Below are 15,374 nucleotides of genomic sequence, written 5' to 3'. Positions count from 1 at the left end.
GATCAAATCTCGATCTGGCTGCCAAGCTCGACGACGCGGTTCGTCGGCAACCGGAAGAACTCCATCGCGCTTTCGGCATTGCGCAGCATCCACGCGAACAGCTTCTCGCGCCAGAGCATCATGCCGGGCTTGTCCGATGCGAGCAGCGTCTGGCGCGACAGGAAGAAGCTGGTGTCCATCATCTTGAAGTCCGCGCCGCAAGTATGGACCTGGCGCAGTGCCGCGGGCACGTCGGCATCCTCCATGAAGCCATAGCGCAGGATCAGGCGATGGAAGCCGTCGCCGAGCTCCTCGCGCACCGCACGGTCATGCGCGGGCCAATAGGGCTGGCCGACGATCTTTACCGTCAGCAGGATGACGCGCTCGTGCAGCACCTTGTTGTGCTTGAGATTGTGGAGGAGCGCGTGCGGAACGCCGTCGGCGGTCGAGGTCATGAACACCGCGGTCCCCGGCACGCGCGATGCGGAGCTGGCGGCCGAGCCGATGAACACCTTTATCGGCATCGCTGCCTCATGCATCCGGTCGATCATCAGCTGTCGCCCCTTCGACCAGGTCGTCAGGAAGGTGAAGATGATGAAGCCGACCAGCAGCGGGAACCAGCCGCCCGCCGGCACCTTGGTGAGGTTTGCCGCGAAATAGGCGCCATCGACGGTGAAGAAGATAGCCAGAAGCGGGATCGCCGCGATCTTCGGCCAGTTCCACAGGCGGAACAGGACGACGCCGAGCAAGCACGTGTCGATGAACATCGCACCCGTCACCGCGATCCCGTACGCGCTGGTGAGGTTCGACGAAGTGCGGAAGAACAGCACGAGCAGGATGACCATCACCATCAGCGCGCCGTTGACGAGCGGGATATAGATCTGGCCCTCCGTCGAGGCGCTGGTATGCTCGATGCGAAGCCGCGGGATGAAGCCGAGCTGGATCGCCTGCTGCGTGACCGAGAACGCGCCGGAGATCACCGCCTGCGACGCGATAACCGCGGCCATTGTCGCGAGGATGACAAGTGGGAGCTGGAGGCTTTCGGGCGCGAGATTGTAGAACGGGCTGACCAGCGCCGCCTGACCGTCGCGAAACAGCAGCGCACCCTGCCCCATGTAATTGAGGATCAGCGCCGGCAACACGAAGAACAGCCACGAGATGCCGATCGGCTTGCGGCCGAAATGACCCATGTCCGCATAAAGCGCTTCGGCGCCGGTGACCGCGAGCACGACCGAACCAAGTGCCAGAAACGCGCGCTCGGGATCGATCAGGAAGAACTGGACCGCGTAGTGCGGCGAGAATGCCCAGAGCACTTCGGGCGTTTGCACGATGCTGAGGATGCCGAGCACCGCGATGACGCCGAAATACACCAGCATGATCGGCCCGAAGACGAGCCCGATCCGCGCAGTGCCGCTCTTCTGCACCCAGAACAGCGCGATCAGGATGACGATCACGATCGGCAGCACGAGCCCGGCAAACGCTGGCGCGGCTACGGCGAGGCCCTCGACTGCGGACAGCACCGAGACCGCGGGCGTGATCATGCTGTCGCCGTAGAACAGCGCGGTCGCGAACACGCCGAGCAGGATGATGCCCTTGCTCCACCGCTTCGTCTTGGTCTTGCCCGAGACGAGCGCGAGCAATGCGAGGCTACCGCCCTCGCCCTTGTTGTCGGCGCGCATGATGATGATGACGTACTTGACCGTCACAACGATCATCATCGACCAGAACATCAGGCTGATGACGCCCATGATGTGCGCCGCGTCGAGCGCGAGCTTGTGGTGGCCGGCGAAGGTTTCGCGGAAGGCGTAGAGCGGGCTCGTGCCGATATCACCGAAGACGATGCCGATCGCCCCGAACGCGAGCTTCAGCATGCCGTCGGAATGGTGATGCCCCGTCTCGAGATCGAGATTGGCGGGTGGCACGGTCGAAGCCGCGGCGGTCTGATCGACGCTCACTGGACGGTGAATCGACCCGGAAGTGCAGCAATCATCATCGAATTTCCGATTTCACCCTGTGCCCCAAGCCGGCGCATTTAGCATGAGGGGTAGAGGGCGGCAACGGCGGGGCTGGCAACGTGGATTAACCGGGGCTGATCGGGCCCTGCCGTTCTCCTGCGAACGCAGGAGCCCAGGGTATCGGGCGCTACCGTTGTTGGCCCTGGATTCCTGCATTCGCAGGAAAACGCTAACGGGTGACGATTTCGCGGATCACGAAATGCGAGGCGAGCCGCGTCACGCCCGGCAGTTGCGACAACGTCTCGCGGTGAATGCGCTCGAACGTCTCGCCGTCGCGGATCTCGACGTGGAGCATGTAATCCGCCTCGCCGCTCATCAGGAAGCATTGCACCACCTGCGGGCAGTCGACGATCTCCGCCTCGAACGCCGCCATCGTCTCCTTGCGCTGGTCGCGGAGTGTCACGTTGACGAGGACGATGCTCGGATCGCCGCGCGCCGCACGCGACAAGACCGCGCGGTAGCCGACGATCGCGCCGCTTTCGCGCAGTTGCGCGACGCGGCGGTGTGCAGCGCTGGCCGACAGCCCGACCGCGTCGCCAAGTTCGGCGCTGGTCAGATCGGAATTGGCGGCGAGCAGGTCTAAAATCCTGCGCTCGATCGTGCTGCTCAAGATTATCCCGCTTCGATGGCAATGGATGCAATTATCTTGCAGATGCGCTACCTGACCGCGACCAGTTTGCGAACCCTTCCCGTCCAAGCCGCGCTACAATCGCGCAAACGATAATGGAGTGGAATCAATGCGCGTCGGTGTCCCCAAGGAAATCAAGAACCACGAATATCGCGTCGGCTTGACCCCGCCGTCGGTCGCCGAACTGGTTGCCGCCGGTCACGAAGTCGTCGTCGAGACGCAGGCCGGCTCGGGCATCGATTTCGAGGACCAGGACTATATCGACGCGGGCGCGACGATCCTGCCGACCGCCGCCGCGGTGTTCGCCGGCGCCGACATGATCGTGAAGGTCAAGGAGCCGCAGCCGGGCGAGATCGCGATGCTCGAACCGCGCCACCTGCTGTTCACCTACCTCCACCTCGCCGCCGACAAACCGCAGGCCGAGGGGCTGATGAAGTCCGGCGCGACCTGCATCGCGTACGAGACGGTCACTGACAATCGCCGCGGGCTGCCGTTGCTCAAGCCGATGTCCGAGGTCGCGGGCCGCATGTCGGTGCAGGTCGGCGCGCATTATCTCGAAAAGGAGCAGGGCGGACGTGGCGTCCTGCTCGGCGGCGTCCCCGGTGTTGCACCTGCCAAAGTCGCGATCCTCGGCGGCGGCGTATCGGGCGTCAACGCCGCGCAGATGGCGGTCGGCATGCGCGCCGACGTGACGATCTACGACATTTCGAACGATCGTCTCGCCGAACTCGACATGTTCTTCTCCAGCCAGATCAAGACGGCGTACGCTTCGAAGGCCGCGATCGCCGCGGCCGTGAAGAACGCGCATCTGGTGATCGGTGCGGTGCTCGTGCCAGGAGCCGCTGCGCCGAAGCTCGTCACCCGCGAGATGCTGAAGACGATGAAGCGCGGCTCGGTGCTGGTCGACATCGCGATCGATCAGGGCGGTTGCTTCGAGACGTCGCATGCCACGACGCACGAGGACCCGGTGTTCGAGGTCGACGGCGTGATCCATTACTGCGTCGCCAACATGCCAGGCGCAGTCGCGCGGACCTCGGCGTTCGCGCTGAACAACGCGACGCTGCCGTTCGCGCTGAAGCTCGCCAATCTGGGTGCCGAAGCGGCGATGAAGGCCGACCCGCATCTCGCCAACGGGCTGAACGTCTACAAGGGCAAGATCGCGTATAAGGCGGTCGCGGATGATCTAGGTTTACCGTACGAAGCTTGGGCCGGCTGATAGGGAACGGATACGGAACATCGGTGTTGGACAGGGGAAAGGAATTTCCAATGTCCGACACCCCGAACCCCAAGTCCGAACCGTTCTCGAACGCCGAGAAGGACCCGGACGACTGGACCACTGGCGACGAGAAGATGACCGGTGCACAGGCAAGCTACCTCAAGACGCTGTCTGAGGAAGCGCATGAGGAATTCGACGAGACGCTGACCAAGGCGGATGCGTCGAAGAAGATCGACGAACTGCAGGCGAAGACGGGCCGGGGTTAGTAAGCCTTCATCCCGTCATCCCAACGCAAGCCAGGATGACGGGATTATTGGCGCGGCGTTTCAGCGTCCTGAGCAGCAAGCAATCGGTCGAGCAACGCCAGCCGAACTGCTATCTCACCGCGATACGAGATATCCGATGGGGTTAGCGCCAAAGCCTTCGCCCAATATGGCCGAGCCTTCACAAACTCCCCTGCTCGGACATACGCCAGCCCCAGAAAGAACGGCGGCGCAGGATGCTTCGGGGCTAGTCGCGTCGCCTGTTGAAACGCGAACAGCGCCGGCGGGGAAACTTGGTTCGCATCGTGCGCGGACAGCGCGTTAGCGAGCCCGGTCCATAACACCACGCTCTTCGGCGCGATCCGAATCCCGCCAAGCAATACCTGAACCGCCGCGCGGCGATCGCCGATCCGCGTCATCGCATCCGCCGCCACCAGATACGCTGCCGCTCCGGTGTACCGCTCCAGCATCTGATCGCGCAGCTCTAGCATCGCGCCATCGTCGGGCGTCGCTGCGAGACCGGTCGTGACCGGGTGCCCAACGAGGCCCGGCTGCCCCTGCAACGCGTACCCTGCCGCACCCAGCATCAACGCCGATGCGATCATCGTCCACAGCAGCCGATCGACCTTCAGCACTGCGAGCAGCGCAAACACGCCTGCACCGATCGCGGCAAGCCATACCCAGCCCATCAGCGCGTCCTTCGCCGGAAACTCGATCGCGCGATCCAGCCGCTGACGCCCAGCAGCAGGATCGGCGCGAGCCACAGCGGCCAGGTCAGCCCCGACAGCGGCGGATCATAGGTCACATAGTCGCCATAGCGCGCGATCAGCCAGTCGCGGATCGACGCAGGCTTCTCACCGCGCTTGATCCGTTCGCGGACCAGTGCACGCATGTCGGCGGCCATGTCGGCATCGCTGTCGGCGATCGACTGGCCTTGGCAGACGAGGCAGCGCAGCGTCTCCATGAGCGCGCGCGCGGACGCTTCCTTCGCGGGGTCGGCGAGCTGCACGTTTGCGTAGTGCGCGGGCGGCGTAACGGGTTGGGTAACGGCTGGCGTGGGTAACAGCATAGCCAATACCACCCCCGTCATCCCGGGCTTGTTCCGGGATCCACCGTTCCGCAAACTCATCCGCCTATGATCAAGGTCAACGGTGGGTGCCGGAACGAGCCCGGCATGACGGAGGAGAGCGAACCTCATCGCGCGTCCTTCACGGCCTGCACGATCTCCGCCACATTCTCCGGCCGGATATCGCCGATGATCTGCTTCACGACGATCCCGCGGCCGTCGATCACGAAGGTCTCGGGCACGCCCGACGAGCCGAGCGCCAGTTGCACCTGACTGGCCCGATCGCTGCCGATCCGCTCGTAAGGATCGCCATTACGGCGGAGGAAGCCGGCGATCGCCGGCGCGGTGTCGCGGATCGCGATCGCGTCGATCGGTATGCCCATCGCCCTCAGCCGCATCAGTTGCGGCGCCTCGGCGATGCACGGAATGCACCAGCTCGCGAACACGTTGAGCAACCGCGGCTTGCCCTGTCGGAACGATGCGCTGCTCAAGCCCGGCTTGCCGGGGACCATTGCCGGCAGTGCGAAATCCGGGAGCGGCTTGCCGACCATCGCCGACCGTACCACCTTCTCGGCAGGCCGGAACAGCCCGCTCGCCACCACCGCGAACAGCAGCGCGAAGATCGCCAGCGGCGCCCAGAGTGCGAAACGCTTCATGCCCACTGATTCCGCATCGTCGTCCGCCGCTCGCGCCGCACCCGGCCGAGCAGCGACAGCATCCCGCCAAGCGCGACCAGCACGCCGCCAAACCAGATCAGCGTCACGAACGGCTTCCACCAGAGCCGAAGCTGCCACCGCCCCTGCCCGTCCGGTTGCCCGAGCACGGTGTAGAGCTGGCCATCGAGCACAGTCAGGATCGCGGACTCGTTGGTGCTGGTAGGCGGATTGGCGAAGAAACGAAGCTGCGGGCGGAGAATGCGCTCGCTTGCGCCCCGCGTTGCGGTCAGCCGGGCTTCCAAAGCCGACCAGTTCTGGCCGATCACCGGCGATATGCCGTCGAGCGTAACGGTGTACGGGCCGACTCGCGCCGGCTCGCCCGTCCGCACCGCGACCAGCGTTTCCTGGGTGAAGGCCCTGTCCGACGCCATCCCCGCCAAGCTCACCGCGATGCCGAGATGTGCGATCACCATGCCGTAGGTGAAGAGTGGCGTGCGCCTAAGGTTGCGCTTCCACAACGGCGCGACGCTCGCGACGGCGAGCCCTGCGGCAAGCGAAAGCCCGGCCCAGGGCAGCACGCCCGGCCAGACGAACAGCAACGCGATCGCCGCGGCTAGCGTCGCGCCAATCGGCAGGATCACGCGGCGCAGCACCGCCTTTGCGTCGTCACGCCGCCAGCGCAGCAACGGCCCGACCGCCATCACCGCGACCAGCAGCAACGCGATCGGTCCCGCGGCCTTGTTGAAGAACGGTGGACCGACCGACAGCTGCACGTCGAAGCTCGCCGCGACGATCGGGTAGAGCGTGCCGATCAGGACGATGCCGAGGATCACCGAGAGCAGCAGGTTGTTGGCGACCAGCCCGCCTTCGCGACTGACCGGATCGAAGGTCGTGCCAGCCCGCACCGTGCCGATCCGCGCGGCGAACAGGGCAAGCGCGCCGCCGATGTATATAGCGAGAAGTGCCAGGATGAACGCGCCCCGCTCCGGATCGACCGCGAACGCGTGGACGCTCGTCAGGATGCCCGAGCGGACCAGGAACGTGCCGATCATCGACATCGAGAACGCGACCACCGCGAGCATGATCGTCCACGCGCGCAGGCCGTCTCGCGTCGCGAGAACGGTAACCGAATGCAGCAGCGCGGTCGCGGCGAGCCACGGCATCAGCGAGGCGTTCTCGACTGGGTCCCAGAACCACCAGCCGCCCCAGCCGAGCTCGTAATACGCCCAGTAGCTGCCTGCGGTGATGCCGAGCGTCAGGAATATCCAGGCGATCAGCACCCATGGCCGCATTGCCTTCGCGAACGCCGGTCCCACGTCGCGGGTGACGAGCGCACCGACGGCAAACGAGAAGGCGACCGAGAGGCCGACATACCCCGTGTAGAGCGTCGGCGGATGGAACGCCAAGCCGGGGTCCTGCAGCAGTGGGTTGAGCCCGAGGCCGTCGGGCGCTGAAGGATTGAGCCGCGCGAACGGGTTCGAGGAGAACAGCAGGAACGCGTAGAAGCCGAGCGCGATCGTCGCCTGGGCGCCGAGCGTCGCGGTCAGCGTGCGTTCGGGCAGCGAGCGTTCGAAGATCGCGACCGCCCCGCCGGCCAGCCCCAGGATCGTCACCCAGAGCAGCATCGAGCCTTCGTGATTCCCCCATGCGCCTGCGAACTTGTAAAGCCACGGCTTGGCGGAATGGCTGTTCTCGACGACCAGCTTCACCGACATGTCGGAGTCGAGGAACAGCTCGATCAGGAGCGCCATCGCCAGCAGCGCAAGCAGCCCCTGGACGATCGCCACAGGTCGTACGGCCGCCGCCACGTCGTCACGATCGCGTGCGATGCCGATCGCCGCCATCACCAGCTGCAACGCCGCCAGCGCGCCCGCGAACCAGAGCGCGGCGAGGCCTGCTTCGGCGATCACTGCTTGGCGTCCGGTTCGAGTGTCTTGGTTTCGTGCATCTTGCCGGCCATTTCGGGTGGCATGTATTTCTCGTCATGCTTGGCGAGCAGGTTCGAGGCGACGAAGCTGCCGTTCGGCTGGAACTGGCCTTCGGCAACGACCCCTGATTTCTCGCGGAACAGGTCCGGGACGATGCCGGCGAACACGACCGGCGTGGTTGCCTGCCCGTCGGTGACGACGAAATGGACGGTGATGCCGTCCGCAGCGCGCTTCACCGAACCGCCCTCGACCATCCCGCCAAGCCGAACCGCGCGACCGAGCGGCAGGCCGTCTCGGCGCACGTCGGAGGGCGCGTAGAAGAACGCGGCCTGGTCCTTGAGGGCCGACATCGCGAGCAGGCCCGCAACGACGACCGCGCCGAGCGCCAGCAGCGCAAGCGTCAGGCGTTGATGCTTGGCCTTCACTTCTCGGCCTTCCGCATCGCGAGGTAGCTCAGCAGCGCGAGGATCGCACCGCCACCGAGCGTCACGACATAGGCGGCAGTCACGAACGGCCAGGGGTTCATGCTCTAGCCATCCTGCGCATGCGGGCTTCGGTCTTCGCAACGGCGAGCATCGTCCGCATCCGCATCAGCACGATCCCCGCGAACACGAAGGTGAAGCCGGCCAGCATGATCGGCAGCGGCCACAGGATCGAGCCGTCGATGGTCGACTTGGTCAGCCCGATGCTGGGGCCCTGGTGGAGCGTGTTCCACCACACCACCGAATAGCGGATGATCGGCAGCAGCACCGATCCAGCGATCCCGTACAGCGCCGGCACCCGCCCGTCGCCGCCCCGATCCGCATCGGCCTTCGCCAGCGCCATGTAGCCGAGATAGACGAAGAACAGCAGTAGCATCGAGGTCAGCCGGCCGTCCCATTGCCACCACGTCCCCCAGGTCGGCCGCCCCCAGATCGAGCCGGTCATAAGGCAAAGCGCGGCGAACACCGCACCCGGCAGCGCGATCGCGCGTGCGGCGACGCTGGCGAGCGGGTGGCGCCAGACGAGGAACATGATGCTGGAGATCGCGATCCCGCTCCACCCGCCCATGCCCAGCCAGGCGGCGGGGACGTGGATGTAGAGGATGCGGACCGTCTCGCCCTGAAGGTAATCGGGCGGGGTCTGGGTCAGGCCTGCCCAGCAGCCGAGCGCGATGAACGCGACGCCGAGCCAGAAAAGCAACGAAGTCAACGGCTTGGCGATCTGCAGGAAGCGCGCGGGGTTTGCGAAGGCGTGTAAGGTGGCCACTGGGTGTAGCCTTATTGGCTTAATGCGCCGACGTCACGCGAGAGTTAGAGCCCCTCGCTTCTCGGGAGAGGGGGGCGCTTCTCCCCGTACGCCGTCATCCTGACGAAAGTCAGGATCCAGAGCCGCTGAGGGCAACGCTTCGTTACTCAGGATCCTGACTTTCGTCAGGATGACGGGAGTAATTAGCGCACCCTCAGCACGAGCAACAGTCTTCTGGACTTACCTGCCGATCAGGCGCTTGGCGATCGAGTCCGCGACGTCCGACGATGGCTCGCCGGAGCGGTCGCTTTCGTCCCAGACCTGGGTCAGGCGCCCGGGGATACGGGCGATCCGTGCCTTCACCTCGGCTTCGTCGCCGTGACCAAGATATTCGAGACCGACGTTGATGATCCCGCCCGCATTGATCACATAATCCGGCGCGTACAGGATGCCGCGAGCATGCAGGCGCGCGCCGTCTTCGCGGACGCTCAGCTGGTTGTTCGCACCGCCTGCAACGACCTTCGCCTTCAAGGCCGCGATCGACATCTCGGTCAGGATCGCACCGAGCGCGTTCGGGCTGAAGATATCCGCCTCGGTCGTCAGGATCGCCTCGGCCGCCACCGCGGTCGCGCCGAGCTCACCGGCCAGCTTCTGCGCACGGCCCTCGTCGACATCCGCTAGCGTCAGCACCGCGCCGTCCTTGGCGAGCAACCGCGCGAGCCCGCCGCCGACCGACCCGACGCCCTGGATCGCAACGCGCACGCCCTTCATGTCGGTCGCGCCGAGGCCGCGCTGTGCCGCCGCCTTCACGCCGAGATAGATGCCGAGCGCGGTGTACGGTCCGGGATCGCCGCCGGCAGCGCCGCTCGCGACCGGCAGGCCGGAGACGTAGCGCGTCTGCGTAGCGATTACCTTCATCCGCTCTTCGGACATGCCGACGTCTTCCGCCGTCACGTAACGACCACCGAGCGAATCGACCGCGCGGCCGAACGCCTCGAGCTGCGCCGTCGTGATGACATCGCCGGGCTTGGCCGCGAGGACCACGCCCTTGCCGCCGCCGAGTTCGAGCCCGGCCATCGCGTTCTTGAAGCTCATGCCGCGCGACAGGCGCAGCGCGTCGGTCACCGCGCGACCGTTATCGGCATAATGCCAGAAGCGCGTACCACCAGCTGCCGGTCCCAGCTTGGTGGAGTGCAGCGCAATTACCGCGCGCAGGCCCGATTCGGGATCGGTGAAGGCATGAACGCCCTCGTGGTCGTCGAAATCGGGAAGGTCCCAAACCGCTGTCATCGCCGGCTCCTGAGGAGAATAAAATTACCGGGAGGCGAAATATTATTTTCTTGCCGGTTTTACCAGCCCAAAGCGCCCGGATACGGGGGCTCTTCAAAAATATCGAAAAAATGGGGCGACCGACGGGACTTGAACCCGCAACATCCGGCATCACAAGCCGACGCTCTAACCAATTGAACTACGACCGCCGCGTAGGCATCGCCCCCTAGCGGGGGTCGCCGCCCTGCGTCAACCGTCGACTTGCCTAAAAGACGTCAAAAACGTCCTTCGATGGCGAGCCGATAGCCGTTCGGCCCGCGCACGAAGCCCGACTGTTCGAGCTTCTGGACGGCCAGCGGGTCGGACGGGCGAAGCGACAGTTCGGCGCGGTAGGTGCCTGCGCCTTCGATCCTGAGCGCGATGCTCTCGGTCCCCGCCTGGCTCGCCAATGGCAGCAGCAAGGCGGTGCCGTCGCACCGTGCGGTGCCGCTCACCGACTGCGGTAGCGTGATGCCTGCGACATCGCCCGCCAAGGTTGCGCGGACCCGACCCTCGGCCGCTTCGCACTGACCGTCGCGAAAGCGGACCGACACGTCGTCGAGATCGAGCGCGGAGACGGGCACGGGCGCGAACAATCGACCGGTCGCGACGGTGGCGGTCATGTGGTCGACGCCGAAGCCGTGGCGACTGACGCTCGCCGATCCTCGGAGAGGTTTGGCGGATACCGATTCGGGACCGGCGAAGACGATCGTCGCGCGACCGACCAGCAACGGCAGGGGCGACAGCCGTGCGTGCAGATTACCGAGCGCGAGATCCCCAAACCGTGCGTTGGTCAGGGTCGCGCCCCAGATCGTGCCTGACACGCGCCGCGCGACCAGCCCCTCGTCGCCGACGCCGACCCAGCCGAGCACCGCACGCATCGGCAGGAAGACGACCAGCGCGATCAGCAGCATGCCGCCGAACAGCGCCGCAGGACCGGTCCGCAGTCGAATCCGCCTCATGCCGCACGCGCCTTCAACGTGAGTGCGACACCGACAGTCTTGTCGCCCTTGTCGGTCATGGTCACCGCATCGACGAGGATGCCAAGCCGTTCGAGCCGCGCGAGCCATGCGGTAAGCGTAGCGGGCCGCGCCGACGGGATACCGACACGGACGCGCTCCGCACCGTCCTGATCGAGCGACGCGAGCGCGAAACCGGCCTGATCGGCCTCGGCACGCACCACGTCGGCAAGTGCCCCGGTCAGCGGCGTCGCGCGCGTCCGCTGGATATCGCGCAACGTGGCGACCTGCGCGCGGGTCTCGCCCAGTCGCGTGACGGCATCGGCGTGGCGTTCGCGGGCGCTCGATAGACCATCGCCGACCGGACGGATGATCACCGCCCACAGCACCGTCAGCACCGCGAGCGCGGCCATCACGAGGAGCAGGCGCCGCTCCCTGAGCGACCGTCCCTCGAACCATGTCTTCAGGCCGGTCATTGTCCGCTCCCCGGGCTGCCTGAACTTGGACTGATCGTGAATTCGCCCGTCACGCGACCCGCGGCGGCCTGGAACACGCCGGCGCGGACGGCGAAGCCTGCCGCCTCCAGCGCGCGCTTGAGATCAGTGGCCAACGCCTCGCGCTCGACCGCTACCGACAGTCGCAGATCGCCGTTCGCCTGGAAATCGAGCCCGGTAACTTCGGTGCCGGGCGTGGCGCGTACCGCCGCGAACGCCGCCGCGGTCGTATTGGTGAATCCGAGCCCCGGCCCGCGCACGCGCGACAGCCGCTCGTCAAGCTGCCGGGCGGCGTCGACCACCGTCTCGCCGCGCGGCAATCCGGCGACCGCCGCCGTGTTCGCCTCCGCCTCCAGCGCATCCGCGCCAAAACTGTATTTGGCGATGCGGACGAGCGAGATGGCGAGCGTCACCGCGAGGATCGTCAGCGACAACAATGCTAGCCGGCGGATCAGCCGCCAGTCGATCGCGAACCGGCGGCGCCGCGCGAACGGGCCCTGGCGGAGGTCGAGCGTGGGCGATGCGGCGGCGGCAACGATCGCCGCCTCCAACGTGTCGCGGTCGATCGTCGCCGGCGCGCTGCCGCCGGTCACGAGCTCGGTCAGGCGCGCCTCGTCCGCAAACCCGCTGGACGTACCGCGCACCACGCCGCTGCCGGCAAGCTCAGCGCGCGCATACCCCTCTTCGGGTCGCGGCAGGAGCATCGGCGCGGGGATGACGGCGATCGGGTCGACGCCTGCCTCGGCGAGCATCCGCAACCAGTCGCGCATAGTCGCGGCCCCGACGACGCCGATCGGACGGTCGCTTGCGCCCTCGTCCCCGACCGCGACATGAAGTTCCACGAGCGGCGATGCGCTCGCCTCGGCCGCCAGTATCCGCGCGGCGGCGGTCGCCTGGGCCGGCGAGCGCGAGGGCAATTCCGCCCAATGCAGCGTCACCGCATCGGCCGGCGCCACCGCGATCGTCTCGTCGTCGATCGCTTCGGGAATGCCTTCCCCCTCCCCGACCACCCGCGCGTCCACGACGCGCATCCAGCGATATCCGGTCTCGCCGGCGGGAAGGAACAATAGCGTCGTCATGATGGCTCGCCCCATTGCCGCGATACGAGCTGCGCGGGAACCCTGTTCGCATCGATCAGCGCACGTTCCTGCATTTGCGTTGTCCCGAGCGTCACGTCGATATCGAGCGTGAACCATTTCGAGACGACCGTGGCTTCCGCGCCCGGCGCGATCGTCGACGCCCCGAGCAGCGACAGGCTCGTCTGCATCTGACCGATCTCGGCATAGCCCTGCACAGGCCGCCGCAGCAGCGCCTGCTGCGCGTTGCCTATCGACAGCGTATCGGGATACATCATCGCCAGCAGCACCGCCTGTTCGGGCAACAGCGTATTGACGTTGATCGGCGATGGTTTCGCGATCGGCAGCGTGCAGATCCAGGGCCGCAGCCTGGCGTAGATGTCCGGCGTCATGCCGAGCACCGCCCTGAGTTCGCTCGGGTCGGTCATCAGCGTACCGGCCGTACGATACGGCGTCTCGCGGCCGAGATAGGCGCCGTCCTCCGCCCCCATCTGCTGCTGATCCTGATCGGTGTCGATCCAGTCCGCCGTGCCTGCCGCGACCTGTTCAGCGACCTGTACCGGCACGTCGAGGAGCCGCATCAGGCGGACGAACTGCGGGCGGGCCTCGCGTTGCGTCATATAGATGCCCGGTTCAGTCATCCGCACCAAGCTGTTGAGGTTGAAGCAGTTCGCACCGTCCCGCACGCGCGCGGTCGCAAAGCCGCCGGGCACGGGAAGGCCGAACGGCGTATTGCTCCACCCGCCGGCCAACGTCACGCGCGTTGGGCTCGGTCCGAGCAGGTTGGAGATGCGGGTGAGTGCCATCGTCTCGGCGGCCAGCGCATAGGCGCGCGCCTGCTCGCCGGTCGCGGCATTCCCGGCCAACCGCGTCGACAGCCGCAGCTTTTCGAGCGCGGCGCCCGCCATCACGGCGATGATCGCGACCAGCATCAGCACGGTGAGCAATGCCGCCCCCCGCTCCGGCCCCCGCCCTGCCCCTCGCTCTGCGCCATGCGATTGCACCGGATCAGTTTCGCGCACCCGACGCCCCCTGTTGCGATCCCGCGGGCGGCGTAACCGGCGCCTCGCTGACGTCGGCCGGCATCGGTGTGTAGCCGGTGCCGACCAGAAACATCTGGCGAAATTGCGTCCCGTCGTCGCGTTGGACACGCAATTCCATCGCGTCGGGCAAGGGCACACCGCCTGCCCCGTCCCAGCGATCGCTCCAGGCGCCGGCGATCCGGTAGCGAAGCCCGACCTGGCGGACGCGCGTCAGCAGCGCGGCCGGAGGCAGAGGCTGGGCGCCATCGATCATCGGATAGGCGATCCGCTGCAAAACGCCGGCATCGACGCGGTAGGCGACCTTTTGCAGGTTGGACCGTGCGGTACCGTCGATATTGCTCCAACCGGCGCGCACGAGGCGGAGCATCGGCGTAACGCCCGATCCGCTTTCGCCGACGAACGCCGGTATCCGCGTTCCGGCTTCGTCGCGCGTGACGCGATTCGCGGCCTGGGCAAGATCCGCGGAGAGGATCGACATCGTTCGGGTCAGCGCGCTGATATCGTCGAGCTTGGCGCCGGTCGAACTCTGTGCCCTCACGCTGAACGACAGGATGGCGACGCCCGCCGCGGCGATCATTCCGAAGATCATCAGCGAGACCATGACTTCGATCAGCGTGAAGCCCGCCTCCCCTGGTCTCCGATCGACGGTCATGTCGCCGACCGCGGCGCAGGGCGCACCATCGTCAGGCGGCCGAGCTGGGTGCCTGTACGGTCGGCGACCACCACGTCGATCCGCAGCACGCGCGAGCCGCCGAGCGCGCTGACCTGCCGGGTCCAGGTCCAGGCTTGGCCGCCGTTCGTCTCGACACCCGTGACGCGGCCCGCGGTCGGGGGTTGCGCATCGGTCACCGCTTCGATCGCGACATTGCGCGCGACCATTTGCGCAACAAGGGTTTCGTCGAGGATCGAGGCACCGCGGATCGTCGCGCTTTCAAGACGCACGAGCGCCATCGCCGCGAGGCTGAAGACGGCCAGCGCGACCATAATTTCTATCAGCGTGAAGCCGTGTTCGGCATAACGCGCGAAAGGATTGAAGCCGCGCTCAGCCCGCATCGGCGCGCACGCTGCCGTCGGCGTCGATATGCACGGTGGCCGCAACCCCGCCGCGGTCGAGCCGAATTTCCGCCGGGCGATCGACCAGTCCTGTCGGGTCGAAGGTTACGCGCATGCGACCGCTGGCGTCGCCTATGCTGGCCCTGGTGCCGTCGTTCCAGCGTTCGACGCGCATCGGTTTCTCGGCGATCGGCGTCCAGCCGCCCGCCAGCCGTTGGTCGAAGCCATAGCCGCCGCCGGTGATCCAGACGCTGACCGGACGCGCGTCGACGATCGCCGAGTCGTGCGCGGCGCGGGTGCGCAGGGCGAAGCGCGTCGCTTCATCGAGCACGCGGCCGCGCGGGTCCGGCATGACGAGCACGGCCACGGCCGATGCGAGGCCGATGATCGTGACGACGACCATCAACTCGACCAATGTGAAGCCGAGTTCGGCGGAACGCCTCACAGGCGTAAAACCGGCTTC

The 15,374-nt window shown here is 66.5% G+C and carries 18 protein-coding genes and 1 tRNA gene; 2 read left to right on the top strand and 17 right to left on the bottom strand.

Annotated elements, in window-relative coordinates; genetic code table 11:
• Positions 1-2: 2 nt before the first annotated feature.
• On the bottom strand, positions 3-1,901 hold the full coding sequence (locus U1737_RS00735; protein ID WP_443027071.1) for a potassium transporter Kup: 1,899 nt from the start codon (positions 1,899-1,901) through the stop codon (positions 3-5).
• A 262-nt stretch (positions 1,902-2,163) separates the two neighbouring features.
• The gene (locus tag U1737_RS00730; RefSeq protein WP_332795230.1) at positions 2,164-2,604 is read right to left on the bottom strand and encodes an Lrp/AsnC family transcriptional regulator; all 441 of its coding nucleotides are present in this window, start codon (positions 2,602-2,604) and stop codon (positions 2,164-2,166) included.
• 127 nt (positions 2,605-2,731) lie between these two features.
• Between U1737_RS00730 and ald the strand changes: the two genes are divergently transcribed.
• Positions 2,732-3,838 carry an alanine dehydrogenase gene (gene ald / locus U1737_RS00725; RefSeq protein WP_332795229.1) on the top strand — a complete coding sequence of 369 codons (1,107 nt, stop codon included), beginning with the start codon at positions 2,732-2,734 and terminating at the stop codon, positions 3,836-3,838.
• Positions 3,839-3,888: 50 nt separating this feature from the next.
• Positions 3,889-4,104, top strand: a complete 216-nt coding sequence (locus U1737_RS00720) for a DUF3072 domain-containing protein (protein ID WP_332795228.1) — start codon at positions 3,889-3,891, stop codon at positions 4,102-4,104.
• Positions 4,105-4,148: 44 nt separating this feature from the next.
• On the opposite strand, the gene U1737_RS00715 is transcribed toward U1737_RS00720, so the two are convergent.
• From U1737_RS00715 to U1737_RS00645, 15 genes are all read right to left on the bottom strand, one after another.
• Positions 4,149-4,790: a tetratricopeptide repeat protein gene (locus U1737_RS00715; RefSeq protein ID WP_248521181.1), complete on the bottom strand. Its 642-nt coding sequence runs from the start codon at positions 4,788-4,790 to the stop codon at positions 4,149-4,151.
• The gene (locus U1737_RS00710; RefSeq protein WP_332795620.1) at positions 4,790-5,170 is read right to left on the bottom strand and encodes a cytochrome c-type biogenesis protein; all 381 of its coding nucleotides are present in this window, start codon (positions 5,168-5,170) and stop codon (positions 4,790-4,792) included. Before U1737_RS00710 ends, U1737_RS00715 begins: the two co-directional genes overlap by 1 nt.
• A 125-nt stretch (positions 5,171-5,295) precedes the next feature.
• Entirely contained in the window at positions 5,296-5,823 is a 528-nt protein-coding gene (locus U1737_RS00705; RefSeq protein ID WP_248521186.1) for a DsbE family thiol:disulfide interchange protein, read from the bottom strand.
• A complete protein-coding gene (locus U1737_RS00700) occupies positions 5,820-7,733 on the bottom strand; it encodes a heme lyase CcmF/NrfE family subunit (protein WP_332795227.1) in 1,914 nt (637 codons plus the stop codon). Before U1737_RS00700 ends, U1737_RS00705 begins: the two co-directional genes overlap by 4 nt.
• Complete coding sequence (ccmE, locus tag U1737_RS00695) at positions 7,730-8,176, bottom strand: cytochrome c maturation protein CcmE (RefSeq protein WP_248521190.1); 447 nt, start codon at positions 8,174-8,176, stop codon at positions 7,730-7,732. The genes U1737_RS00700 and ccmE overlap by 4 nt, the downstream gene beginning before the upstream one ends.
• A 97-nt stretch (positions 8,177-8,273) precedes the next feature.
• A complete protein-coding gene (gene ccmC, locus U1737_RS00690) occupies positions 8,274-8,999 on the bottom strand; it encodes a heme ABC transporter permease CcmC (RefSeq protein ID WP_332795226.1) in 726 nt (241 codons plus the stop codon).
• 219 nt (positions 9,000-9,218) lie between these two features.
• Positions 9,219-10,268, bottom strand: coding sequence for a Leu/Phe/Val dehydrogenase (locus U1737_RS00685; protein WP_248521194.1), 1,050 nt, complete (start codon positions 10,266-10,268; stop codon positions 9,219-9,221).
• Between the two features lie 111 nt (positions 10,269-10,379).
• Positions 10,380-10,456, bottom strand: a tRNA-His gene (locus U1737_RS00680).
• 66 nt (positions 10,457-10,522) lie between these two features.
• On the bottom strand, positions 10,523-11,248 hold the full coding sequence (gspN, locus tag U1737_RS00675; RefSeq protein WP_332795225.1) for a type II secretion system protein N: 726 nt from the start codon (positions 11,246-11,248) through the stop codon (positions 10,523-10,525).
• On the bottom strand, positions 11,245-11,721 hold the full coding sequence (gene gspM / locus U1737_RS00670; protein ID WP_248521198.1) for a type II secretion system protein GspM: 477 nt from the start codon (positions 11,719-11,721) through the stop codon (positions 11,245-11,247). Before gspM ends, gspN begins: the two co-directional genes overlap by 4 nt.
• Positions 11,718-12,818, bottom strand: coding sequence for a type II secretion system protein GspL (gene gspL / locus U1737_RS00665; RefSeq protein ID WP_332795224.1), 1,101 nt, complete (start codon positions 12,816-12,818; stop codon positions 11,718-11,720). The genes gspM and gspL overlap by 4 nt, the downstream gene beginning before the upstream one ends.
• The gene (gspK, locus tag U1737_RS00660) at positions 12,815-13,837 is read right to left on the bottom strand and encodes a type II secretion system minor pseudopilin GspK (protein ID WP_332795223.1); all 1,023 of its coding nucleotides are present in this window, start codon (positions 13,835-13,837) and stop codon (positions 12,815-12,817) included. Before gspK ends, gspL begins: the two co-directional genes overlap by 4 nt.
• Positions 13,824-14,510, bottom strand: a complete 687-nt coding sequence (gene gspJ, locus U1737_RS00655) for a type II secretion system minor pseudopilin GspJ (RefSeq protein WP_332795222.1) — start codon at positions 14,508-14,510, stop codon at positions 13,824-13,826. Before gspJ ends, gspK begins: the two co-directional genes overlap by 14 nt.
• Positions 14,507-14,911, bottom strand: a complete 405-nt coding sequence (gspI, locus tag U1737_RS00650) for a type II secretion system minor pseudopilin GspI (RefSeq protein ID WP_332795221.1) — start codon at positions 14,909-14,911, stop codon at positions 14,507-14,509. The genes gspJ and gspI overlap by 4 nt, the downstream gene beginning before the upstream one ends.
• The gene (locus tag U1737_RS00645) at positions 14,901-15,356 is read right to left on the bottom strand and encodes a GspH/FimT family pseudopilin (protein WP_328805532.1); all 456 of its coding nucleotides are present in this window, start codon (positions 15,354-15,356) and stop codon (positions 14,901-14,903) included. Before U1737_RS00645 ends, gspI begins: the two co-directional genes overlap by 11 nt.
• Between the last annotated feature and the right edge of the window lie 18 nt (positions 15,357-15,374).

Source organism: Sphingomonas fucosidasi (genome assembly GCF_036663855.1).
Taxonomy (GTDB): Bacteria; Pseudomonadota; Alphaproteobacteria; order Sphingomonadales; family Sphingomonadaceae; genus Sphingomonas; species Sphingomonas faeni_B.
This window is presented reverse-complemented; position numbering and strand designations above follow the sequence as displayed.

Coding starts and splice junctions, on each gene's coding strand:
- gspM (WP_248521198.1), bottom strand. CDS start 11,721: ATGACCGGCCTGAAGACATGGTTCGAGGGACGGTCGCTCAGGGAGCGG.
- U1737_RS00710 (WP_332795620.1), bottom strand. CDS start 5,170: ATGCTGTTACCCACGCCAGCCGTTACCCAACCCGTTACGCCGCCCGCG.
- ald (WP_332795229.1), top strand. CDS start 2,732: ATGCGCGTCGGTGTCCCCAAGGAAATCAAGAACCACGAATATCGCGTC.
- U1737_RS00705 (WP_248521186.1), bottom strand. CDS start 5,823: ATGAAGCGTTTCGCACTCTGGGCGCCGCTGGCGATCTTCGCGCTGCTG.
- gspN (WP_332795225.1), bottom strand. CDS start 11,248: ATGAGGCGGATTCGACTGCGGACCGGTCCTGCGGCGCTGTTCGGCGGC.
- gspJ (WP_332795222.1), bottom strand. CDS start 14,510: ATGACCGTCGATCGGAGACCAGGGGAGGCGGGCTTCACGCTGATCGAA.
- U1737_RS00715 (WP_248521181.1), bottom strand. CDS start 4,790: ATGGGCTGGGTATGGCTTGCCGCGATCGGTGCAGGCGTGTTTGCGCTG.
- U1737_RS00720 (WP_332795228.1), top strand. CDS start 3,889: ATGTCCGACACCCCGAACCCCAAGTCCGAACCGTTCTCGAACGCCGAG.
- gspL (WP_332795224.1), bottom strand. CDS start 12,818: ATGACGACGCTATTGTTCCTTCCCGCCGGCGAGACCGGATATCGCTGG.
- gspI (WP_332795221.1), bottom strand. CDS start 14,911: ATGCGGGCTGAGCGCGGCTTCAATCCTTTCGCGCGTTATGCCGAACAC.
- U1737_RS00685 (WP_248521194.1), bottom strand. CDS start 10,268: ATGACAGCGGTTTGGGACCTTCCCGATTTCGACGACCACGAGGGCGTT.